Source organism: Halosolutus halophilus (assembly GCF_022869805.1).
Taxonomy (GTDB): domain Archaea; phylum Halobacteriota; class Halobacteria; order Halobacteriales; family Natrialbaceae; genus Halosolutus; species Halosolutus halophilus.
The window spans coordinates 1,163,356-1,185,367 of the sequence record NZ_CP094974.1; the positions used below are offsets into that span (position 1 = coordinate 1,163,356).

Annotated in this window: 24 protein-coding genes, 1 other RNA gene and 1 pseudogene; 11 read left to right on the forward strand and 15 right to left on the reverse strand. The window is 66.1% G+C overall.

The window, feature by feature from the left end:
- Window positions 1-17: 17 nt before the first annotated feature.
- Together MUG98_RS05655 and MUG98_RS05660 are read left to right on the forward strand one after the other, a co-directional pair.
- Complete coding sequence (locus MUG98_RS05655) at window positions 18-212, forward strand: methytransferase partner Trm112 (RefSeq protein ID WP_265111170.1); 195 nt, start codon at window positions 18-20, stop codon at window positions 210-212.
- Window positions 213-218: 6 nt separating this feature from the next.
- Window positions 219-809, forward strand: coding sequence for a DUF7524 family protein (locus MUG98_RS05660; protein WP_265111171.1), 591 nt, complete (start codon window positions 219-221; stop codon window positions 807-809).
- A gap of 171 nt (window positions 810-980) precedes the next feature.
- Here the strand turns inward: MUG98_RS05660 and MUG98_RS05665 are convergent, their stop codons facing one another.
- From MUG98_RS05665 to MUG98_RS05680, 4 genes and pseudogenes are all read right to left on the reverse strand, one after another.
- Window positions 981-2,153, reverse strand: coding sequence for a DR2241 family protein (locus tag MUG98_RS05665; RefSeq protein WP_265111172.1), 1,173 nt, complete (start codon window positions 2,151-2,153; stop codon window positions 981-983).
- 2 nt (window positions 2,154-2,155) lie between these two features.
- Window positions 2,156-3,064, reverse strand: a complete 909-nt coding sequence (locus MUG98_RS05670; protein WP_265111173.1) for a CbiX/SirB N-terminal domain-containing protein — start codon at window positions 3,062-3,064, stop codon at window positions 2,156-2,158.
- A 56-nt stretch (window positions 3,065-3,120) separates the two neighbouring features.
- Window positions 3,121-3,329, reverse strand: a pseudogene (locus MUG98_RS05675) (SDR family oxidoreductase); the annotation flags it as partial.
- A 273-nt stretch (window positions 3,330-3,602) separates the two neighbouring features.
- Window positions 3,603-3,947, reverse strand: a complete 345-nt coding sequence (locus MUG98_RS05680) for a BsuPI-related putative proteinase inhibitor (protein ID WP_265111174.1) — start codon at window positions 3,945-3,947, stop codon at window positions 3,603-3,605.
- 164 nt (window positions 3,948-4,111) lie between these two features.
- Here MUG98_RS05680 and MUG98_RS05685 point away from each other — a divergent pair, with 164 nt between their 5' ends.
- Window positions 4,112-4,864, forward strand: a complete 753-nt coding sequence (locus MUG98_RS05685) for a DUF2797 domain-containing protein (protein WP_265111175.1) — start codon at window positions 4,112-4,114, stop codon at window positions 4,862-4,864.
- A 37-nt stretch (window positions 4,865-4,901) separates the two neighbouring features.
- Window positions 4,902-5,321: a hypothetical protein gene (locus MUG98_RS05690; RefSeq protein WP_265111176.1), complete on the forward strand. Its 420-nt coding sequence runs from the start codon at window positions 4,902-4,904 to the stop codon at window positions 5,319-5,321.
- Window positions 5,322-5,404: 83 nt separating this feature from the next.
- On the opposite strand, the gene MUG98_RS05695 is transcribed toward MUG98_RS05690, so the two are convergent.
- The 4 genes from MUG98_RS05695 to MUG98_RS05710 all read right to left on the reverse strand — a co-directional run bounded on the left by MUG98_RS05695 (window position 5,405) and on the right by MUG98_RS05710 (window position 10,762).
- Window positions 5,405-6,247, reverse strand: a complete 843-nt coding sequence (locus MUG98_RS05695; protein ID WP_265111177.1) for a phosphatase PAP2 family protein — start codon at window positions 6,245-6,247, stop codon at window positions 5,405-5,407.
- Window positions 6,247-8,001: an ABC transporter substrate-binding protein gene (locus MUG98_RS05700; protein ID WP_265111178.1), complete on the reverse strand. Its 1,755-nt coding sequence runs from the start codon at window positions 7,999-8,001 to the stop codon at window positions 6,247-6,249. Before MUG98_RS05700 ends, MUG98_RS05695 begins: the two co-directional genes overlap by 1 nt.
- An 86-nt stretch (window positions 8,002-8,087) precedes the next feature.
- Window positions 8,088-8,960, reverse strand: a complete 873-nt coding sequence (locus MUG98_RS05705; protein ID WP_265111179.1) for a phosphatase PAP2 family protein — start codon at window positions 8,958-8,960, stop codon at window positions 8,088-8,090.
- Window positions 8,960-10,762, reverse strand: coding sequence for an ABC transporter substrate-binding protein (locus tag MUG98_RS05710; RefSeq protein ID WP_265111180.1), 1,803 nt, complete (start codon window positions 10,760-10,762; stop codon window positions 8,960-8,962). The genes MUG98_RS05705 and MUG98_RS05710 overlap by 1 nt, the downstream gene beginning before the upstream one ends.
- A gap of 368 nt (window positions 10,763-11,130) precedes the next feature.
- Between MUG98_RS05710 and MUG98_RS05715 the strand changes: the two genes are divergently transcribed.
- The 3 genes from MUG98_RS05715 (at window position 11,131) to MUG98_RS05725 (ending at window position 12,673) form a co-directional block, all read left to right on the forward strand.
- Window positions 11,131-11,409: a ribonuclease P protein component 4 gene (locus MUG98_RS05715; protein WP_265111181.1), complete on the forward strand. Its 279-nt coding sequence runs from the start codon at window positions 11,131-11,133 to the stop codon at window positions 11,407-11,409.
- A 104-nt stretch (window positions 11,410-11,513) separates the two neighbouring features.
- On the forward strand, window positions 11,514-11,762 hold the full coding sequence (locus MUG98_RS05720; RefSeq protein ID WP_265111182.1) for a YhbY family RNA-binding protein: 249 nt from the start codon (window positions 11,514-11,516) through the stop codon (window positions 11,760-11,762).
- The gene (locus tag MUG98_RS05725; protein WP_265111183.1) at window positions 11,759-12,673 is read left to right on the forward strand and encodes a mechanosensitive ion channel family protein; all 915 of its coding nucleotides are present in this window, start codon (window positions 11,759-11,761) and stop codon (window positions 12,671-12,673) included. Before MUG98_RS05720 ends, MUG98_RS05725 begins: the two co-directional genes overlap by 4 nt.
- A gap of 21 nt (window positions 12,674-12,694) precedes the next feature.
- Here MUG98_RS05725 and MUG98_RS05730 read toward each other — a convergent pair whose 3' ends face one another.
- From MUG98_RS05730 to MUG98_RS05750, 5 genes are all read right to left on the reverse strand, one after another.
- Window positions 12,695-13,615, reverse strand: a complete 921-nt coding sequence (locus tag MUG98_RS05730) for a DMT family transporter (RefSeq protein ID WP_345779809.1) — start codon at window positions 13,613-13,615, stop codon at window positions 12,695-12,697.
- A gap of 109 nt (window positions 13,616-13,724) precedes the next feature.
- Window positions 13,725-14,453: a helix-turn-helix domain-containing protein gene (locus tag MUG98_RS05735; RefSeq protein ID WP_265111185.1), complete on the reverse strand. Its 729-nt coding sequence runs from the start codon at window positions 14,451-14,453 to the stop codon at window positions 13,725-13,727.
- A 172-nt stretch (window positions 14,454-14,625) separates the two neighbouring features.
- Window positions 14,626-14,937, reverse strand: an RNA gene (gene ffs / locus MUG98_RS05740) — signal recognition particle sRNA.
- 146 nt (window positions 14,938-15,083) lie between these two features.
- Entirely contained in the window at window positions 15,084-17,333 is a 2,250-nt protein-coding gene (locus MUG98_RS05745; RefSeq protein WP_265111186.1) for a CDC48 family AAA ATPase, read from the reverse strand.
- Between the two features lie 186 nt (window positions 17,334-17,519).
- Window positions 17,520-17,888: an Hsp20/alpha crystallin family protein gene (locus MUG98_RS05750; RefSeq protein ID WP_265111187.1), complete on the reverse strand. Its 369-nt coding sequence runs from the start codon at window positions 17,886-17,888 to the stop codon at window positions 17,520-17,522.
- 222 nt (window positions 17,889-18,110) lie between these two features.
- Between MUG98_RS05750 and MUG98_RS05755 the strand changes: the two genes are divergently transcribed.
- Complete coding sequence (locus MUG98_RS05755) at window positions 18,111-18,500, forward strand: DUF5798 family protein (protein ID WP_265111188.1); 390 nt, start codon at window positions 18,111-18,113, stop codon at window positions 18,498-18,500.
- Window positions 18,501-18,614: 114 nt separating this feature from the next.
- Window positions 18,615-19,595, forward strand: a complete 981-nt coding sequence (locus MUG98_RS05760) for a PLP-dependent cysteine synthase family protein (protein WP_265111189.1) — start codon at window positions 18,615-18,617, stop codon at window positions 19,593-19,595.
- A 22-nt stretch (window positions 19,596-19,617) separates the two neighbouring features.
- On the opposite strand, the gene MUG98_RS05765 is transcribed toward MUG98_RS05760, so the two are convergent.
- Together MUG98_RS05765 and MUG98_RS05770 are read right to left on the reverse strand one after the other, a co-directional pair.
- Window positions 19,618-19,959 (reverse strand): DUF7344 domain-containing protein, encoded by a 342-nt coding sequence (locus tag MUG98_RS05765; protein WP_265111190.1) that lies wholly within the window; start codon window positions 19,957-19,959, stop codon window positions 19,618-19,620.
- A 152-nt stretch (window positions 19,960-20,111) separates the two neighbouring features.
- On the reverse strand, window positions 20,112-20,783 hold the full coding sequence (locus MUG98_RS05770) for a bacterio-opsin activator domain-containing protein (protein ID WP_265111191.1): 672 nt from the start codon (window positions 20,781-20,783) through the stop codon (window positions 20,112-20,114).
- 227 nt (window positions 20,784-21,010) lie between these two features.
- On the opposite strand from MUG98_RS05770, the gene MUG98_RS05775 reads away from it, so the two are divergent.
- Together MUG98_RS05775 and MUG98_RS05780 are read left to right on the forward strand one after the other, a co-directional pair.
- Window positions 21,011-21,658, forward strand: coding sequence for a helix-turn-helix domain-containing protein (locus tag MUG98_RS05775; RefSeq protein WP_265111192.1), 648 nt, complete (start codon window positions 21,011-21,013; stop codon window positions 21,656-21,658).
- Window positions 21,659-21,717: 59 nt separating this feature from the next.
- Window positions 21,718-22,002 (forward strand): HalOD1 output domain-containing protein, encoded by a 285-nt coding sequence (locus MUG98_RS05780; RefSeq protein WP_265111193.1) that lies wholly within the window; start codon window positions 21,718-21,720, stop codon window positions 22,000-22,002.
- The last annotated feature ends 10 nt before the right edge of the window (window positions 22,003-22,012 follow it).

The window sequence follows — 22,012 nt, forward strand, 5'->3', positions numbered from 1 at the left end:
CGGAAATCCTGTGTACCATGAACGAGTCGCTGCTGGAAATCCTCTGTTGTCCGCTGGACAAACACGACCTGGAACTCGAAAACGCCGAATACGACGACGGGGAGGTCGTCGCGGGCGAACTCGTCTGTACCGAGTGCGGCGAGCGCTACCCGATCGACGACGGCATCCCGAACCTGCTGCCGCCGGATATGCGCGAAGAGACACCGGCCTGATCGACCGTGTCTCCCCTCGAGGTCACCGTCCACGTCAACCGCGGGTCTACCGACGTCCTCGAGACGGACGTGGGATCCGTCGAAACCTGCGAGTCGATCGCGCTCGTGTTACGTGGCCACGAGACGCCTGCCCACGTCCACTGCCGACTGGACGAGCGCCTCGATCGCGTTGCGTCGATCCAGCAGCCGAACTACTACGTCGAACCTGACGACGTCACGCCCGTCCCGATCAGTGTCGACTCCGACACCATCGACCGGCCGGTCGAGGGAACGCTCGAAATCGTCGGCGGCTACGGGGCCGAATCGGTCTCGATCGACGTCACCGTCACGCCCGACCCGCCACAGGTCGACGTCGACGACTCGCTTTCCGAACCGACCCGGTCGGAACCCGAGCCGACGCCGATCGAGCGTGCGGTGAACGCCGTTTCGCCGCTCCTCGACATCGAGATGGGAACGATCGCGGTCGTCGCGCTCGGACTCGTCGCGATCGGGATCGCGACCGCGACGGCGGCGACGATCGGCGGGCCAGTCGCGGTCGGCGGCCTCGCGATCGTCGTCATCGGCGTCGCCGTCGGTCTCGGCCTGCTGATGCGCTAGCCGATCGACTCTCCTCTTCGACCGCGAGCCGGCACCCGGCGCCGGCACCGACGCTACCGGGATGCGCCACAGGAACGAGCGACGGTTCACGGCCCCGTCTCCGTGGAGACCTGGATCGTGGCCGTGGGATCGGCGGACGGCTGCAAAACGGTCGGCCGCTCGCCCGGTCGATCACTCGTCGACCTCGCGAGCGTCGAGGCTGCCGTCGTCGGCGAATCGCTTCGCCCGAAGGTAGCGAGCGCGATACCGGTTTGCCCCGTCGTAGACGTCCGCCTCGCGGATTTCGTCGGTGCGCCCCTCCGCGACGGCGTCGATCAGTTCCGTAAGCTGGTTCAGTTCGCTCGTGGTCAACTCGAGTTCGTAGGTTCGTTCGTCTTCGGACTCGAGAACGGTCCACTTCCGGGCCGCGGCGACGACCAGCGAGCAGGGTTCGCGACAGGGGAAGGGCCCGTCGCCGCCGTCGACGTCGAGGTCGTCACCCGCCTCGTACTGCCACTCCCGGCGACGGAGACACTGCGAATCGACGCAGCAGGCCTCCGCCATCCAGTCGACGGCCTCCCGGGGGAGTTCGTCGATGACGTCGTAGATGCCGGTCTGGCGCTCGGCGGTCTCGAGCCAGTGGTCGACGTCCAGGTCCCCCCGCAGTTCGCGGTGCCAGTTGGCGATCGTGGCCGGGTAGAAGAACTCGATCGTCTCCACCAGTTCGTCGCCGGAGAGGCCGGTAAACGCCCACCCCGACACCAGCGTCGGTGCGGTCTTCAGCGGCCGGTACCGATCGTCCTCGTCGAAGGTCGCGATTTCGCGTGCGTCCCGGGGATCGTCGTAGACCTCGAGGTCGGCGAGATCGGTGTCGGCGTCGTCGACGTGCCAGAGGTCGTAGACGCGTTCGCCCGCCCGTTCGTCGACGTCGTGGCTGTCGACGAGTCGGGTCGTGACGCACAGCTGACCCCACTCGCGATCGAACCCGTCCCGAAGGATCTCGTACCGCTGCGGAACGGCCAGCGTCTCGTAGTCGTCGGGCGCGGGGGAGGACTGGTCGTCCGCCCGCAGTCGGTCGATTTCGTCCGCGAGCGGTGCCCGCTCACACCACCGGAGGAACGTCCGGCGGGCCGTTCCGTCGCCGCCGATCGAGTCCTGCCAGTAGCGCCAGTTCGTGACGTACTCGCGGACCGTCACGAGGGCGTCACGGAGTTCAACCTCGTCGAGTCCGCTCCAGTCGCTCTCGGGCGTCTCGAGGGCGTATCCCTCCTCGCCGCGTGCGAGCCGGAGACCGTCGAACTCGATCGCGCCGTCGGTCTCGACGGCCGCTTGCAGGTCGTCGACGTCGGCTGTCGGCACCGTCACGATCAGTCCCCCGTCCCTGCGCCGGCGTCCGCGTCTCGCCCGCCGTCGGGGACGGCGACGTTCGCGGCGGCCCGGATCGCGTCGCGGGCGTCGCCGACGTCGGCACCGGCGTCCGCGGCCCGCTCCAGGATGACGTCGGCCATCAGGCCCTCCGTGCCGACGGCACCGGCGTACCAGATCCGGTGGCCGTCGACCTCGGCGGGAACGTCCCAGCCGAGCCGGTAGTCCTCCGTCAGCCCCATGTCCTCGGGGATATCCTCCTGGGTGTGGTAGCCGTCCGCGACGAACAGCGGCACCACGACGACGTCGTCGCTCTCGAAGTAATCAGTGACGTCGTCGACTTCCGGTTCCTCGTCCATGAACAGGGCCTTCACCTCGTCGAACCGATCGCGCTCGCGGATCCGCACGGTGTGGTATTCGATCGCCTTCGCGGAGTTCTCGTTTCGGTCGGTGCCGTGACCGACGACGGCGAGTCCGAACCCGTCTCCGACGTCGGGATCGCCCGTCACGCTCTCCGCCCGTTGGACGATGACGTCCGTCATCGCGTCGTGGGTCCCGGTCGGCCCGCAGTAGTGGATCGTCTTATCGACGTCCGTCGCCTCGAGGGTCACCTGCGAGGCGTCGGTACCGTCGGACTCCCACAGGTCCGGATCCCACTCCTCGAGCCTGAGTTCGCGGGGAATGACCTGCTCCGTGAAGTAGCCCTCGCTGATGAACAGTGGAACGACGAACACCTCGTCGGATTCGAGCGTCCGGATCACCTCGCGGAAGTGGGGTTCTTCCTTCCAGAACGCCTCGCGTACCTCGTCGAACGCGCCCGTCTCGCGGACGGCGTCCGCGTGGGCGTACGTCGGGTCCGAAGCGTCCGGATTCAGGTGCGAACCGTGGGCCGCGATGACCAGCGCTTGCATACCGGGTCGTTAGGATGGCGATGGTTTATCGACTTCGCTGTCGGCCCGCGTCGCCGCTAGAGGTCGATCCCGCCGTCGACGTCGATGATCTCGCCAGTGACGCACGGGGGGTCCCGACTCGCGAGGAACCGGACGAGGCCGGCGATCTCTTCCGGTTCGCGAACCGTTCGAGGAGGATGACCGATCGGATCCGGTCCTGGATCTCCTCGGGGATCGCTTCGACCATCGAGGTCCGGGTGAAGCCGGGCGCGACGCAGTTGGCGACGTCGATCCGTTCGGCGACCTCGTGGCCGGCCGCTTCCGACGACCGGTAGTTGACGACGCTTGCCCACGCCGCCCCAGTTCGATCGCGATGGTGCGGTCGATACCCCGCGAACCGCCGGTCACGAGACACGACCGGCCGGACGCTGTCGATCGGTCATCGTCGCTCCCCGTTCCACGGCACTGATCGATCGCGATCGATGGCCTCGTCCGCCCGCCGGAGTCGCGTCCCGCGATCACGTCCGTACATACCACGCGGCCGGTCGTGACGGATCGGTCACACCGTGAACTGGGTCCGCGCCTCGCAGGTCGCATCCTGGGCCCGGAGTTCGGCGACGGCGGTGTACGAACCGGACCGGGGATCGCTCCACTCGCCGTCGTAGGTCGCCGTCTCGTCGGGCGCGAGCCGTTCCGAACTGATGACCTGTGTGAACATGCGACCGTCGGTAAACCGCCAGACCTCCTGCCCGTCGGTCTGGACCACGAATTCGGCCTTGCAGGCGTCGGAAAACTGCAACTCGACCGGTTCGGTGCCCGTGTTGGTGACGGAAAACGCGAACGCGACCGTCTCGTCTCCCCCACTCTCCGATACCCGCGCGTCGAGTTCGCCCTCGAGTGCCATGATCGGCCTTCGTCGCCCCCGTTTATAATCCTTTACTCGCCGCGTGGAAAATATCGCTCTCCGTAGCGATCGGCGAACACCGTCGTACGTCGCGATCACACCCGACGAACCCCGCGAACGGGGACAACAAACAGTATAAGAATCGGGGACACCTACCTGCGGTCGTGCAACTGGTCGGCTACGAACCGAGCGCCAGGGGGACTGCGGTGTTCGTGAGCGACGGTGAGAGCGTTCGGCCCCGCTCGCTCGATCCCGAGACGACTCTCTCGTACGCGCTGGGATCGCGCCACTGTGCCGGCGTCGTCGACGGCGACGAGCACGTACCCTGCGATCGTCCCGCTGCACCCTACTGCGAGTATCACACCAGTTCGTGGGTGTGTGCCCGCTGTACGGGGACCTGCCTGAAAGAGGAGATGGACTGTTACGAGGAGCACGCCGTCTACATCGCCGCGTTCGCACCCGACACGTTCAAGGTTGGCGTGACAAAACGTCGACGGCTCGAGACCCGCCTGCGCGAGCAGGGTGCCGATCGTGCGGCTCACGTCCACACCGTTTCGAACGGCCGCGTCGCCCGAGAGATCGAAGCCGAGATCGCCACCCGACTCGTCGATCGGGTCAGAACCGACGCGAAAGTCGCCTCCCTCGCGAGCGAGGTCGACGAGGACGCCTGGCGCGACGTTCTCGCGGAGTTCGACGTCATCGATCGCTACGCGTTCGATTACGGGATCGACTGCGATTCCCGCCCGGTCCGGGAGACGATGGCGGCGGGGACGGTCGTCGGCGTGAAAGGCCGCCTCCTCGTGCTCGAACGGACCGGCACGACCTACGCCGTGGACATGCGTGATCTCGTGGGCTACGAACTCGAGGAAGGGTCCACGGACCGGCGACTCCAGTCGTCGCTCGGTTCGTTCGGCTAACCAATCGGGCCGTCCCGTCGCGGAGACGATCCGAGACATGGCAACCCTTTTCCCCGGCCGTCAAGAATCCGGAGGTATGACGGACGACAGCGAAGCCAACGGCGAATCGGACGACGGAGAGGAAGAGGGAGCGGGCGAGGAGAAATCCTTCCGCGAGCGCGTCGAGGAGATCCGCGAAAAGCGGGCCGAGGAAGGTGAAGGCGAGGGCGAGCCACCGGAGAGCCCGTTCGGTGGCGGTGGCGGCCCCGGAATGGGCGGCGGGGGCAACCCGTTCGCGCAGATGATGGGCGGCATGATGGGCGGCGGCCCCGGCGGTATGGGCGGCGGTCCAGGCGGTCGCGGTCAGGAAGAGGCCGGGAACGAGGAACTCGTCCGCGAAGTCCGCCAACTCCGCGACGAGATGCGCGACCAGACCCGCGCCCTCAAGCGCATCGCGGACGCGCTCGAGGATCAGTAAGGCCGATCGGGGTTTCCGTTCTCGGCGATTCCCACCGACGCGTCAGGCTCTCGAACCGATCGCGCGATCGAGTGCCGGCGGTGTCAACTCCGGCGAAGTGCCGTGACCCAGTTCTCGAGATCCACGCGCTCCGACAGTGACCAGCGTCCCACGAGGAGGGACGCGAAGTCGACGCTGAGGTAGGCCAGTCCGATCCCCGCGACGACATCGATCGCCCAGTGGATGCCGAGGTACATCGTCGAGACGGCGATACAGACCGCGAGGGCGACCGCGACGACACACCACTTCGGATAGACGGCTCTCGTCCGGTACGCGAGGAAGGCGACCGTCGCCGAAAGGGACGTGTGAAGCGACGGGAAGACGTTGGTGTTGCGGTTGACCTGTCGCGTGAGGTGCTGGTACTCGGGGTAGGTGTCGTACAGCAACGCCTGGACGAGTTCGGGCATCATGTTCCGCGGCCCGTACGCGACGACGAACGTGTACAACAGGAGACCGATCGCGTAGTTGAGCGTGTAGGCCGTCAGCAGTTCCCGGAGCGGTCTGGTGTTCGAGAGCGCGAAGTACGCGACCAGCGGAAAGACCAGCAGGAAGACGTACCCGTAGATGTAGATGAACGAGAAAAAGGTCGTCGCTGACGGCGTCGCGAACGTCTGTAGCCAGGGAATGAACTCGCCCTCGAGGTCGTAGATGATCCACGTGAGGTTCCACTCGATTATCCACGAGAGGTCGGGGACGACCTCTCTGGCGACGCTGTTGAACAGCAAGACGATCGCGAGCACGACCGTGATCGGTACGGCCGCGCGAACCCGGGCTCGCCACTCCACGCGGGTATCCCGGAGTCGATACCGGCCGACGAAGACCCCGATCCCGACGAGGACCATCGCCGTCACGACCACGACGAGCTGTATGAGGACTCGCACGAGCATCAGTGTCTCACCCGGAGCGTGCCGTCCTCGGCGTACCGGAAGCCGGCGTCCTCGAACGCCGATCGGGCCGCCGCGACGTCGACCTCCCCGTCGGACCCGAGAAACGGCGTCTCCGGGTCCTCGCCGTCCCACGCGAGGGAGTCGGGCGTCCACGCCGCCGTCACCGGCGTCGCGATCGGCGTCGCGTAGCCGTCGAACACGTCGTCGACGAGCCACGCCTTGTCGATCAACGACGCGACGACGCGCCGGAACCGCGGGTTGGAAAACGGCGCCCTGCGCGCGTTGAACCCGAGGTGGTAGAAGGTCCACGACGGCGACTCGAGCAATCGCGTGTCGGGCGACTCCTCGACGTCGTCGAGGACGTACGTATCGATCGGTTCGCTCGTGATATCCGCCGCGTCGGTCTGGACGAGTTCGATCGCCGACGTGCTGCGGGGATCGATCTGAATCCGCATCGTCTCGACGGTCGGGGCGGGAAGATCGACGCCGTCTCGGCGCGTGAAGTGGTCGTCGAATCGCTCCAGGATCACGTAGTCGCGCTCGGCCCGGGTCGAAAACTGGAACGGCCCGCTCCCGATCGGCGGCCAGTTGTCCGTGACGACGGCCTCGGTCGTCCCCTGTGCGACACTGACACCGGGAACGTTCGCGGCCGCCGATCGGGGCCGCCAGACGTGTTCGGGCAGGATCGGCACGGTCAGTGCGCGTTCCGCGACGGGCCGGTTAGTCGCGACGGAAAACTCCAGCCGGGACGGATCAACGACGTCGACCTCGTCGACGGCGCTGACGAGGCCGCGATACCGCGGCGACGGGGCTGGCGTCTCGCTCTCGCCGAGGGTGGTGTCCGCGAGGAACCGGTAGGTGAAGGCCACGTCGTCGGCGGTCAGCGACTCGCCGTCGTGGAACGGACAGTCGTCCCGGAGCGTTACCGCGAGCGCTCCGTCGTCCCACTCCCAGGAGTCGGCCAGCCACGGCACGAGGTCCCCGTCGCGATCGGCCACGAGCGAATCGTACAGCAGGTCGACGAACACGCCCCGTCCTCGGTACTCGGCCATGAGCGGGTTCGCGTTCTCCGAGGGGCGGGCGTCGGTGTGGGCGGCCCGGAGTCGATCGACGCCCTGGCCCGGGTCGAGCCCGAGATAGCCGCGTCCCGTCGCGGGGTGACCCTCGTCCCAGCCGTCGAACCGATCGGTCCGGACGAGGCGGTGTTCCTCGGGTGCACAGATGGGGACGAACGGCTGTTCGCGAGCGATCGCCTCGAGCAGGTCCGTCACCGCGTCCGCCCGCTCGTCCGTATCGACCGTCCGCTGGGTCTCGAGCAGGTCGTCGACGACCAGGTTCGTGTAGCCGAAGGGGTTCTGCCAGCCGGACTCGTCGGTGTACACCGAGTGCAACGCCTCGTAGAGGAAGTCGGGATCGGTTCCGCCGGGGTGGTTGCCGACGTAGACGTCGAAGTCGTTGTTGATCAGGATCGCCCGAAGGAACTCCTCGTTCGATCGCATCTCGATCGAGACGTCGATGCCGACGGCCTCGAACACGGTGGCGAGATCCCGTGCGAGACGGATGCTCTCCCGGTCCCCGTCGGCGGGGAGGGTCGTGATCGTGAGCGACAACTGTTCGATTTCCTCTCGGTTGACGATGCTGCGGACCTGACGGACGCATCCGCTTGTCCCGACCGTCAGTCCACCCGTCGTTGCCAGTACTGCTCGTCGGCTGAACTGTCCACCGTCGTTCCGGGCGAGCCGTCCCTCGGTCATTTCGGTCGTAGTTGCACTTCGATGGTGGCAATATAACAGTATTGTGTTGGCTCCCGGTGCGGATCGATCGACCGAACGACGATCCGTTACCGTTTCTCGAGCAGCCTACCGACCCGGGTTTCCACCGCCTCCCGGAAGTCGTCGTACGCGGCCTGGAGGTCCGCCAGCACCCCCTGGTCGACGATTCGATCGGCCACGACGACGCTGGTCACCGCGAGGACGAGGCCGCCGGCCACGTCGATCGCCCAGTGGATGCCGAGGTACATCGTCGAGATGACGACGCTGGCCGCGAGTACGGTCGCGACGGGAAACCACTTCGTGTACTCTTCACGGGTCCGATAGGCGAACATGGCGACCGTCGCCGAAAGCGACGTGTGCAGCGACGGGAAGACGTTGACGTTCCGGTTGACCTCCTGGGTGAGAAACTTGTACTGGGGGTTGTTGTCGTACAGCATCGTCTCGGCCACCAGATCGGGCATGTAATTGCGGGGCCCGTACGCGAAGATGAGGATGTAGAGGGTAACCCCGATCGCGTAGTTGAACGAGTAGGCCGTCAACAGCCGTCGGAACGGCCGCGTATCCGACAGCGCGAAGTACGCGAAGATGGGAAAGACCAGCAGGAACGTGTAGCCGTAGATGTACACGAACGAGAAGTACGTCGTCAGTTCCGGGAAGGCGATCTCCTGGAAGACGAGGACGAACTGGCCCTCGATTTCGTAAAACGTCGCGGACAGGCGGAACCCGATCTCCTTGGAGATCGTCGGCCCGACCTGTCGCATGACTCGATTCAACCCCAGCACGACGAGCAATACCGCGATAAACGGGGCGCTCGTCCGGATCCTGGTCCGCCACTCGCGTCTGGTCGTCGTGAGCCGTTTCCGGCCGATGAAGACGCCGATCGATACCATCAGCATGACCGCGACGGTAGCGATAACCTGCGTCAATACTTCGGCTAGCATCAGTTTTGATTCAATAACCGGCCCGCGTCGTCGAGCCGGTAGCCGGTCACTTCGACGAACCTCGTTCTCGCCTCCTCGACGTTCAGTTCGCCGTCGGAGCCGATGAACGGGACCACGGGATCTACCCCGTCCTCGTCGTTCCACGCGAGGTCGTGGTCGTCCGGGATCCACTCGCCGGTCACCGGCGTGGCGACGGGCGAGGCGTACTCGTCGAACACGTCCTCGACCAGGTACTGTTTGTCGATCATGCGCGCGACCGCGCGGCGGAAGTCGGGTTTGCTAAACGGCGTCCTTCGCCTGTTGAACCCGATGTGGTAGAACATCCGCGAGGACGACTCGACTTTCGTCATCCCCGGTACGTCGGGGATGTTCGCGATCGCACTCGCCCCGAGCATCGAGGCTGTGACGTCGGCGTTCCCACTCATGACACGTTCGACGGAGGACTTGCTGCCGGGATCGATACTGAACCGGATCTCCTCGACGGTCGGCTCGGGGAGGTCGACGTCCTCCCGGAGCGTGAAGTGGTCGTCGAACCGTTCGAGCGTGAGGTACTCGCGCTCGGTGCTGTCCACGTACCGGTACGGCCCGCTGCCGGTCGGGGGGATGTTGTCCATCGTGACGAGTCCCCACGTGCCTTGCGGAGCCGAGAAGTCGTCGTTACTGGAACGGTCGACGACCTGGGCGCGCCACCGGTGTTTCGGCAATATCGGGACGGTAAGCGCTCGCTCTCCGACCTCGGTTCCAGTCGTCATGGAGATCGTGAGCTGATACTGGCCGTCGGGATCGATCCAGTCGATCGCCGAGACGGGGCCCTGATAGCGGGGTGCCGGAGACGGCACGTCGGCCCGGCCGAGCGAGGTGTCGGCGAGGAACTGGTACGTGAACGCGACGTCCTGGGCGGTGACCTGTTTTCTGTCGTTGGGTTCGCTATCGTGAAAGAGACAGTCCTCACGAAGCGTGACCGTCGCCGTTGCGGATCCGTCCTCGTCTTCGATCCACTCGACGTCCTTGGCCAGCCACGGGATCAGTTCGCCGTCCCGTTCGGTCAACAGTGAGTCGTACAGCAGGTCGATCGTCGTCCCGCGCTCGCGGAGAGTCGACGAGAGCGGGTTGAGATTCCGGGATATACGGGAGTCGGTGACCAGCGCGTGGAGTTGCGCCTCCTCGGCCTGTGGATCGAGTCCCAGATAGCCCGAGCGCTTCGCGAGGTGACCGTCTTCCCAGCCCTCGAACCGATCGGTTCTGGCGACCCGGACCTCGTCCGGGATGCAGATCGGGACGAACGGCTGTCGGCGGGCGATCGCCTCGAGCAGGTCCGTCACCACTTCTTTCCGCTCTTCACCGTCGGCCCGCCGCTGTTCTTCGAGGAGGTCGTCGACGCGGTAGTCCGTGTACCCGAACGGGTTCTGCCAGCCGGCCTCGCTCGCGTACGAGGAGTGGAGGGCCTCGTAGAGGAAGTCGGGGTCGTAATCGGCGGGGTGGCGGCCGACGTAGCAATCGAAGTCGTGCTCGATCAGCACTGCTTCCAGAAACTCCGCTCGCGACCGCATCTCGACGGAGACGTCCATCCCGACCGCCTCGAGGTTGTCCGCGAGGTGGGTCGCGATCTGGACGTTCTCCCTGTCGCCGTCCGCGGGGACCGTCAGGATGGAGAGCGAGAATTGTTCGCCTCCAGCGTCGTTGACGACGCTTCGAACGCGGTCGATGCAGCCGCTGGTCGAGAGGGCGAGTCCGGCTGCGCCGGCGGCTAGGACCGATCGTCGGCTGACGCCGTCAACGGAGTTGGTCGAATCTCGATTCATTCCAGTGTATATCCCTGATTCGCATTTGATATATAACAATTTTGTGTCCTCTGGACGGATATGGGGAAGGGGAATCCGTCAGGAGAGCTACCTATGCGTGTTGTTGACGTGATTTTGAGTTAGTTCCTCGCGTGGACTGACTCGCCGATAATATTTAAGTAGCTGCCGCCCAACTTTCCCGAGATCGATTTCGGCGGCTATTACACGGGCCCGCTCTCCGAGTCGCCGTCGACGAGACGGATCCGCGGCGAGTCGATCAGGGAGAGACTGAAAGCGTTACTGCACCGGCGTCCGACGTCGGCGTTCCGCTCTGAGCGGGGCGCCGACGGAGCGCAACACCAATAGGGTGACCAGCGAAAGGATTCCCCATGGGGATCGCCGCCGAGCGAATCGATCGATTGCACGACCTCGCTCGAGCGGCGGCTGCCGAGGGCGATCACGATCGGGCGCGATACTACGTGCGCCTGGCCCGGCGGGTCGCGGAGCGAAACCGGCTCACGCTACCCAGACAGTTCCGGCGGTTCACCTGCGACGAGTGCGACGCGTACCTCCGGCCGGGGCAGAACGCCCGCGTCAGGCTCCAGGACGGCCACGTCGTCGTCACCTGTGACTGTGGCGCACAGGCGCGATATCCGTACGAGGACTGACCGGGCGCCGCTTCGAGAGCGATCGGAGTGGCTGCCCGACGTCCGGCGGACGGCGGCGTTCCGTTTCGCGAAGATTGAAACGGTTCGCACCGTTATGCGGCGCTATGGACGAAGCAGAGCGCAGGCGGCAGGCACACGACCTCGACGTTACCGTCTGGGTCGGCAAGAGCGGTATCGCGTCCGTCGTGGACGAACTCGACGACCAGCTATCCGATCGAGACCTCGTAAAGGTCAAATTCCTGCGGGCCGCCCGGGCGGGAAGTTCGACCGACGAGAAGGCGGCCGACCTCGCGGACAGGGTCGGGGCGGAACTCGTCGACACCCGGGGCCACACCGCAGTGATGTACCGATGAGCGCCGGCCTCCTGCAGGCGGACCCCCAGCTCGGCCCGATCGGCCGCGCGCTCGTCGACGCGGGACTCACCGCGGCCCAGGCGGCGAGCGCGGAGGGTGCGATCAGGTTCGTCGTCGCGTTCGTCGCCATCTGGACGATCGGCCGACTGGTCGTGATCCCACTCACCCGGCGAGCGATGGAGAGGCGCGACCTCGACAGACACGCCCAGAACCCGCTGTTGATGATCACCCGGTTCGTCGTCGTCTTCGTCGCGATTGCCGTCGCGTTCGGCTTCGCCGACTACGGCAACTTCCTGGTGTCGATGGCCGGTATCGCCGCGGCCGGGGCGCTCGCGGTCGGTCTCGCGATGCAGAACGTGATCTCGAACTTCGTCGCGGGCGTGTTCATCTACACCGACAGGCCGTTCAAGATCGGCGACTGGATCGAGTGGGACGACGGGACCTACGCGGGCGTCGTCGAGGACATCAGCCTCCGGGTCACGCGCGTCCGGACGTTCGACAACGAACTGCTGACGGTTCCGAACTCCGAACTCACCGGGGGCGTCATCAAGAACCCGGTCGACGCGGAGAAACTCCGCCTGAAGTTCGTCTTCGGGATCGGCTACGGCGACGACATCCAGCAGGCGACGGACATCATCGTCGACGAGGCCGAGCGCCACCCCGAGATCATGGGCGATCCCGCGCCGTCGGTCCGCCTGACGGAACTCGGCGACTCCGACGTCGGACTCCAGTCGCGGTTCTGGATTTCGGACCCCTCGCGCGCCGACTTCGTCCGGATCAAAGGCGAGTACGTCACCGCGGTCAAACGACGGTTCGACGAGGACGGGATCGACATTCCCTACCCCGTCCAGACGCTCGAGGGTGGTCTCGAACTCGGCGGCCGGCAGAACATCGCCGAACCAGCCGAGTAACTCCGGTCCGTACTCCTCGTTCTAGCTGGTATCGTCCGTCTCCGCCCCCGTCGTCGAGACGAGGTAGACGCCGGCGGCCATCACCGCTCCACCGAGGACGAACCGGGAGCCGAGCGATTCGCCGAGCAGCGTCGCCCCGAAGAGCGCGCCGACGATCGGCTGAACGAAGAAAAACGCCGAGATGACGCTGGCGTCGACGTACTCCATCCCCTTGTACCAGAGGTACCACGCCGCTGCAGTCCCGAACAGACCGAGGTACAGCACTGCGACGAGCAACGTCGGCGTCGGCTCGATCGCTCGCAGCGAGGCGTCGGTCGTCGCGACCTCGATCGGGACGAACGCCGCGAGCATCGGAACCGACGCAGCCGTCGAGTACGCCGCCGTCTCGAGCGCCGAATAGCGATCGATCAGCGGTTTTCCCCAGACGGTGTACCCGGCCCACGTCGCGCTCGCGATCAGGAGCATGCCGATGCCCGTCGTCGCGGTTCCGGCCAGTTCCGCGGGATCGTACTGCCCGGTGAGGACGACGATCGTCCCGGCGGTCGCGACGCCGATGCCCACGACGAGCCGTCGGGAGAGCCGTTCCCCGAGAAGCGTCACGCCGAGGAGCACGGTGAAGATCGGCGTGAGGACGGTGATGAGCGATCCCTGGCTCGCCGTGGTGAGGGCAGTGCCGACGAACTGAGTCGAAAGCGACGCGGCGACCATGGCGCCGAGACCGGCGAATCCGAGCAGATCGCGCCGGGAGAACTGCCGGCGCGGAGACGTCAGGCGGACGACGACGAGCAGCGCCATCGCGCCGACGACAACCCGCAGGAACGCGAGCGTCAGCGGCGGCACGGCGTCGAACCCCCACTTGCTCACCACGTAGAGACCGCCCCAGAGGGCGGCCGCAGCGAGCGGTGCCAGCGCAAACAGGTAGGTCGAGGCGATCGCAAGCAACGGGCGCGCCGCAGACTTCGGCTTCGAGTGCTCGGTCACGTAGACGAGTACGCACCACCCGCGAATCGGTGCTCCCGTTAGAATGTTAACCCCGGTGGACCCACACCGCTCAGTCGACGCGGGTCCGATCGCGTCGCTCGCTCGTCTCGAGCGCGGTCACCGTCGGTGCCAGGAGTTTTCGCTCGGCGCGCCGGAGGGTTTTCGAGACGGCGGCGTCAGAGATGTCGAATTCCGCGGCGAGGTCGCCGAGCGTCGTTGCCCGCGGCACGTCGTAGTAGCCCGCGTCGACGGCTCGGCGAATCGTCTCGCGTTCGGTCGCCGTCAGTCGGCGCGATCCCTCGAGCACCGTCGTCCCGACGCTGTCGGCCCGGACGTTCGCGAGGACGGTCGCCGGATCGACGCGCTGTCGACTCCGGACCTCGTACTCGTCCTCGTGGGATTCGAGGGCCGCGAGCGTCCGATCGGCGTCGGCGTCGGCGTCGAATCCGATCTCCCAGCGTTCGCTTCCGCCGACGTTCTCGAAGGGGCCGGTGAGGTAGCCGTCGTGTTCGACGACGGTCCCCATCACGTTCGTCGTTCCTAACGTGACCCGTGCTCGCGCCGTGTGTCCCTGTTTCGCGAGGAGGTCGAACGACGTGGTCTCCTCGTGGGCCCGGATCACGTTCAGCCCGCGTTCGACGGCGGTCCGATCGCTCCCCTCGGCGAGCACGCGGAGTTCGAGCCGCGATCGATCGTGGTGGTAGTGCCAGTGAGGCGTCACGAACGCCACGTCGTGGGCTGCACTCGCCGCGCTCAGCGGACAGTCACACTGCCGGACGGTAAGCGCGAGATTGATCATACGAACCCCTCGTGACGAACGATCAATCCTGTTGCGGTCGTCGATCGATCGGAATCGCTGGCGAACTTGTTAGAGTATCGGCATCGCGCAGTGGCTTTTACCGAGCGACGCGACGGCGTGCAGCAGCGATGCTGCCGTCGTCGCTGAGCGCAGCGTAAAAGGTCGGTATGAATGTGTGGAAGCCGCGATTGCCCGACGTTCCGGTCGGGGGAATCCCGGTTGCCTTCTCCACCCCGCGACCCGTCGAGCGACAGGTGTCCGGCGGTCCACTGCTCGCTTCCGCGCCTGATGGGCTGTCGCCGGTTAACCACGATGGGGCGTCCCTGCGGACGGCCACCGTGGACCGCTGTCCCCGACGGACGAGGCTTCCACGTTGGCTCCCGGGGCCCCGGCCGGTCTGACCGGACGCCCGCGGTGTTCGGTCCCCGCTAAAGGCCATACTGCGGGTTACGAGCAGGGCCTAACTGCCCGACCTATCCAGAAGTACATAGCGGGTTACTACTTAAGGGCCTTTCGCCTCTCGATCGCCCGACTGCGCGGGCAATCGCGACTGCGGCCCGAGCGATCGCGACTGCGGCCCGATCGTAGGGTGGAGTCGAGGCCGGACGCTACCGATCCGGCGGCGGATCGTTACGCCTCGCCCTCGGCACCCTCCAGCACGTCGCCGAACCCGCCGGCTTCGAACGCCTCGCCTGCCTCGGGCGAGACCTCTTCGATCGCCCGCTCGAAGTGGTCGGCGGTGAGTTCGATCGCCTCGACGTCTCCCTTCTCGCCGGCCGCCTCGGCGTGGACGTGTTCGCGGACGGCGATCGTCGCGGCCTCGCGACAGACCGCCTCGACGTCCGCGCCGGTGTAGCCCTCGGTCTCGGCCGCGAGGGCGTCGAGGTCGACGTCGTCGGCGAGCGGCCGATCGCGGGTGTGGATCGCGAAGATCTCCCGGCGCGCGTCCTCGTCGGGTTCGCCGACCTCGACGTGGCGATCGAGTCGGCCGGGTCGAAGGAGCGCGTCGTCGATCAACTCGGGACGGTTGGATGCGGCGACGACCACGACGTCCTCGAGTTCCTCGAGCCCGTCGAGTTCCGTGAGGAGCTGTGAGACGACGCGTTCCCCGACGTTGGAGTCGCCGACGCCGCGCCCGCGTTCGCTCGCGAGCGCGTCGATTTCGTCGAAGAAGATCACGGTCGGCGCGTTGGCGCGGGCCTTGTCGAAGACGTCGCGGACGGCACGTTCGGACTCGCCGACGAACTTGTCGAACAGTTCGGGGCCCTTGACCGAGATGAAGTTCGACCGGGACTCGTTGGCGACGGCCTTCGCCAGCAGGGTCTTGCCGGTGCCCGGCGGGCCGTACAGGAGAACCCCCTTGGCGGGGCTCAAGTTCACCCGCTCGTAGGCGTCGCCGTGCTCCAGCGGCCACTGGACCGCCTCGCGGAGTCGGCCCTTGGCCTCCTCCAGGCCGCCGACGTCGCCCCAGGTGACGTCGGGGACCTCGACGAAGACCTCGCGCATAGCGGAGGGTTCGATCCCCCGCAGCGCGCGCTTGAAGTTGTCGGCGGTGACCTCGATCGCCTCCAGGGCCGAGGCCGGGATCTCCTCGTCGTCCTCGAGGTCTAGCTCGGGCCGAATCCGACGCATGGCGGTCATCGCGGCCTCCTTCGCGAGGTTCTCGAGGTCGGCTCCGACGAACCCGTGAGTGTTCTCGGCGTAGCGTTCGAGGTCGACCTCCTCGGCGAGGGGCATCCCGCGAGTGTGGATCTGCAGGATCTCCTCGCGACCCGCGACGTCGGGGACGCCGATCTCGATCTCCCGATCGAACCGGCCGGGTCGGCGGAGTGCGGGATCGATCGCGTCCACGCGGTTGGTCGTGCCGATGACGGTGATCTCGCCGCGCTGTTCGAGGCCGTCCATCAGCGAGAGCAGTTGGGCGACGATCCGCCGTTCGACGTCACCTTGGACGTCCTCGCGCCTGGGCGCGATCGAGTCGAGTTCGTCGATGAAGACGATCGCCGGCTCGTTCTCCGCGGCTTCCTCGAAGACCTCGCGGAGTTGCTCCTCGCTCTCGCCGTAGTACTTCGACATGATCTTCGGGCCGGAGATGGTCTGGAAGTAGGCGTCGATTTCGCTGGCGACCGCCCGCGCGATGAGGGTCTTGCCGGTGCCCGGCGGGCCGTGCAGCAGGACCCCCTTTGGCGGTTCGATGCCGAGCGTCCGGAACAGCTCGGGGTGGCGCATCGGCAACTCGATCATCTCGCGGACCTGTTCGAGTTCGTCGTCCAGCCCCCCGACGTCCTCGTAGGTGACGGTCGGCGTCTCGGTCCCGGACTCGTCGTCGGTCCCGAGCGGGCCCTCGGCCTCGATCGAGAGTTCGTCGGGCGAGCGATCGACGACTTCGATATCGGTCCCGCTTCCGACGACGACCGTGCCGCTCGGTTCGGTATCGACGACGGTGATCGGGAGCCGACGCCCGGAGCGGGTCGACAGGAGCCCGAACCCGAGCGACAGCGAGAGCTGGTCGCCGGGGTTGACGGCGCGCTCGGAGAGTTCGTCTTTCAGGTAGGAGCCGACGTCACCCTGGAGCCGGACGTTCTCCGGGAGCGCGACCCGGACGCGTTCGGCCGGTTCGACCTCGGCGGGTTCGACCGCGACGGTGTCGTCGATCCGGGCCCCGGCGGCCCGCCGGAGCCGGCCGTCGATGCGGACGATACCCCGACCCCTGTCTTCGGAGCGACCGGGCCAGACGCGGGCGATGACCCGGCCCTCGCGGCCCTCGATCGCGACGAACTCGCCACTGGAGACGTCGAGTTCCGCCATCGCGGCGCGGTCGATCGAGGCGAGGCCACTGCCAGCGTCTTTTCGTTTGAGGGGTTTTACTCGGAGGCGCATGGTTCGGATGCTCGTGGCTGGTTCGACGCTGTGGCGACGGAACTGGAACCAGTGTGAGCGGTCGGTGCGCCGGAAACTAACGCGCCGACGCGGAGGGGATAGCTCACCGGCGGGTGCCGGGAGGCGATGCACGTGCGGCGGTCGGTGACCCCGCGCGAGGACGACGGTCGGAGACCGACCCGATCGTTAGCCCTCGACTGGGATCTCCTTGCCGCGGGTCGTCGCCCCCGCGATCGGCAGGGAGATCTCGAGGACGCCGTTGGTGTACGCCGCCGAGATCTCCTCGTCGACGATGTCCTTGGGGAACCGGAACCGGCGGTGGTAGGTCTGCTTTCGGCCGCGCTCGTCGTCGACGTGTTCGGCGGCGACGTTCAGGACGCCCTCGTCCCACGTCACCTCGATCTCGTCGGTCTCGAAGCCCGGCATGTCGACCGTGAGGACGAATTCGTCGTCCTCCTCGTACAGTTCGTAGTCGTTGCTTCCCTGGTCACCGAACAGACGAGAGGGCATGTCGAGGCCCTGGGTCCAGGTGCTTGGTGTCGGTCGGAGCACCATCGCTGGTCACCTCGTTTCCATTTGGCGATTGTATGCGGTTCGTAATAAATCTAACGAATTATGACATATAGTAACAAACAACATCATCCGCGTGATGGCGTCCGATCGGGCCGACGATCGGATGTCGTGGCCGGGTCGCGACGGCGGCCGTTCCCTGACGGTATCCTCGATCGGATCTGGCCGAGGAAAAGGCCCATTAGTCAGTCGATACATTTCTCGGGTATGGGACTTGGCAGTACGGCAAAGAAGATTCAGGGCCTCTCGGAGCGCGCCGAGGCGATGTACAGACAGGTACAGGAACTCCAGCAGCGGATCACGAACCTGGAGGAAGAGGTCGACGACACCCACGACACGGTCTCCCGGATGGACCACCAGTTGACCGAACAGCGGGAACTCCTCCTCGCGATCGCCGACGAACACGGACTCGACGGCGAGGAGATCCTCGCCAGAGCGGCGATCGACGAGGCCGACGAACTCGCGGACGAGGACGACGCTGGTGCCGAGGACGTCACTGACGGCGAGGACGATGCTGGTTCGGGGGACGCCACCGACACTGAGGACTCGACGGCAAACGGCGAGGCGGGAGAAGCGAGCGAAACCAGCGCCGAGTAGACCGAGAACGGCGACAGCGATCGTCGCCGGCCGAGTCCAGGCGGCGTCCGGTCGGGGTCCGGATTTCGAACGCATCAGTAACAGCTAACAACCGGGGCAACATTTGCCAGAACGATGACTACCCACGAGCGACCGGTGGACTCGGTGCTGGAGACGATCGGTCGGACGCCGCTCGTTCGCCTCCACGACGCACCGGGCGACGTCAGGATCTACGCGAAACTCGAGTCGTTCAATCCGGGCGCGAGCGTCAAGGACCGCATCGGCCGGTACATGTTAGAGCGCATGCTAGAGCGGGGCGACGTCCCGGCCGGCGGGACGATCGTCGAGCCGACCGCCGGCAACACGGGGATCGGACTCGCGATCGCGGCCGAACAGCTCGGTCTCGACGCGATCTTCGTCGTTCCGGAGCGGTTCAGCGTCGAGAAACAGCAGTTGATGGGTGCCCTCGGTTCCGAGATCATCAACACCCCCACCGAGGACGGGATGGACGGCGCGATCGAGCGCGCCCACGATCTCGCGGCGGAACTCGACGACGCGGTCGTCCCACAGCAGTTCTCGAACCCCCTGAACACCGAGGCACACTACGCGACGACCGGGCCCGAGATTTACGAGGCGCTCGACGGCGACGTCGGCGCGGTCGTCGCGGGCTGTGGGACGGCGGGAACGCTCATGGGAATCGCCCGCTACGCCCTCGAACGGGAGCCGGACACGTACGTCGCGGCGGTCGAACCCGAGGGGTCGCTCTACGGCGAGTTCCTCGGCGAGGACCGCGAGGAAGGCGAGTACAAGATCGAGGGGATCGGGACGCACAACGTCGAAACGAACGAACTCTTCGAACCCGACCTCGTGGACGACGTCTACGCGATCCCCGATCGGGTCGCCCACGAGGAACTGAAACGGCTCGCACGCGAGGAGGGCCACCTCGTCGCCTCGAGTGCGAGCGCGGCGAGCGTCGCGGCGAAACGCGTCGCCCGGGCGATCGACGCGGGGACGATTGACGCCCCCTCCGACACCGTCGTGACGGTCTTCCCGGATTCGAGCGAACGCTACCTGTCGAAGGGGATCTACCGCTCGTTCGAGGAGTGGTCGTCGTAGTCAGGTGCCACCGGGGAGGGGCCTACGACGGCGTTTCCAGTCCGCCGATCGCAGAGAGCGTGGCTTCCAGTTCGGTGCCCCGTTCCGTCAACTCGACGTGGCCGCGCTCGTGATCGTAGTCGACGACGTTCGCGCCGTTCAGTTTCGGGAGGTGGACGTGGTACAGCAGGGTGTGGATTTCAGTGACGAGGTCGCCGGGGACATCCGTGATCGGAGCGTCGTGTTCCCGAACGGCGAGATCCGTCGCGAGATCCTGCACCGTCACCCGCCGGTCACGGTCCGCGAGAAGGGTGAGAAGCGCCCTGCGACGATGGTTCTGGCAGAGATCGAACGCGGTATCGAGCGGTAGTGACTCCCGTCTCATAGGGTTCGTACGCCGGGGTGGTAGATGAGGAGATATACTGTTATCACAGTCCTTTTTATACAGGTGGGCCCCGACCGGGGTGACTGGGGAGCCATCCGGTGGACGGGACACGATCCCCGTTCGATCCGGGTGATCGGCGGCACCGCTCCCGGTCACCGCGTCTCCGTGCCCTCCTCGGCTGGCGGCGTGACGATCAGCGTCTCCCCGATCAGCGACTGGTAGCCCCGGTGGAGTCGCTGGGAGAGCGACTGCTGGCTGATGCCGAGTTCGGTCGCGACGTCGGTGAGCGAGACGTCCGAGGACGTGAAGTAGTCCAGTTCCCACGCGGTCACCAGGGCGTCGTGTTGTTTCGGCGTGAGTCCGTACCGTCTGCTCGTTCGCGGCTGTGTGAGTTCGTGAAGCCGGCTCAACCGGAACGGAATGGCGTTGTCGTTACAGTAGGTCTGGAACTGATCGAGTCGGTCGTGATCGTCGAACCGCATCTGCAACTCCCACCGGTCGCCCTCCCCGGTCGCCTCGAGGATCGTCGCGCCGACCTGCGTGTACGCGTAGACGATCGTCTCGACGTTTTCCGTCCAGTTCGCGCGATAGAGCGTGGCTCGATCGAACTCGTCGAGTCGGTGAAGATCCTCGATGGTCGGGTCCCCCTCGACGGCGGTCTCGAACCTCTCGAGTCCGCTGCCGGACACCCAGAAGTACGGCGTCAGGACCTCGTCGGCTGCCACGACTCGCTCGATCTCGACGGTCGTCTCCGGGACTGCCTGTAACGTCCGGTAGAGCGCGAAGACGTCCGACGGCACGTGAAATTCGGCGAAGAGACTCATGGGTTCTGCAGGCAGGCAGCGGTGATAAGGGGCCGGGATCTGGGCAGGGGATCCGACTGGCCGTCCCGGAGGGAGCCGATCCGGTCGACGCACGGAAATTCAGTCGTGATTCCAGGAGTCGGTCGTCCCACCGGGTTTCGATCGCAATTCCGGGATTCAGTCGTCCCACCGAAGATCGATCCGCGAAGACCGACAACGGTAACTGCCGTCCCGTTGCGAGTGGGTCTATGACCCTGATCGTCGAGTTCGTACTGGGGTCGCCGATCCTCCGGGAGGCATCGAAGGAGATCGAGCGGCGCACGATCGAAGATATCACCCAGCCGGCGACGGGACCGGCGAAGGTAATCTTCTGGGCGTACGGGGACGCGTTCGAGGCGTTCGAATCTGGACTCGACGCGGACGAAACCGTAGACGAGTACTCGTTGATCGATAAGACGGCCGATCGGCGACTGTACCGGGTGACGCTGTCCGACCGGGGGATGGAGTGTCTGACCTATCCGCTCGCGGTGGAACACGATATCACGTTTCTCGACGTCACGGGCTTCGAAGAGACCGAGATTCGGGCCAGGGTCCCATCGAGGGAGGCGCTGGCCGCGTACCGCGACGGCTGCCGAGAGAAAGAGATCCCTTTCCGCCTCCAGCGAATTTACCAGGAAGAGCCCGTGGACAGCGATCGGTACGGACTCAGCGATCGGCAGCGAACGGCACTCCTCGCTGCGCTCGAGGCCGGGTACTTCGCCGTCCCCCGAGACACGACGCTCTCGGCGGTCGCCTCGAAACTCGACATCTCCGATCAGGCGCTGTCGGCCCGAATTCGGCGCGGCCAGGCCAATCTGCTCCGGAATACGATCGCGCTGGATCGCGACCCGACTTAAAGAGTTTACCACTCAACCCCGTTCGTTTCCCGGGAGGCACCGGTAGAAGTGGTACTGGAATGTCCACCTCTGACTCACAACCGATTAGCGAATCGTCCGATGCGGCCCCGGAACGACCGCCCAGCGAGGCAGTGATCGACGCCGTCGCGACGGCATCGGGGATCGACGCGATCGAACTCGCGGGGGAGTTCGGGCCGCTCTACGACGCGATCGATCCGACTGCACTCGACGCGCTGTTCGATCGAGAGGACGCGATCGGCTCTGTCAGGTTTCACTACGCCGGCTATCAGGTTGCAGTCGACCACGAAGGCCGGATCGAACTCACTGGCGCCCCAGATACGTAAGCCCCACATC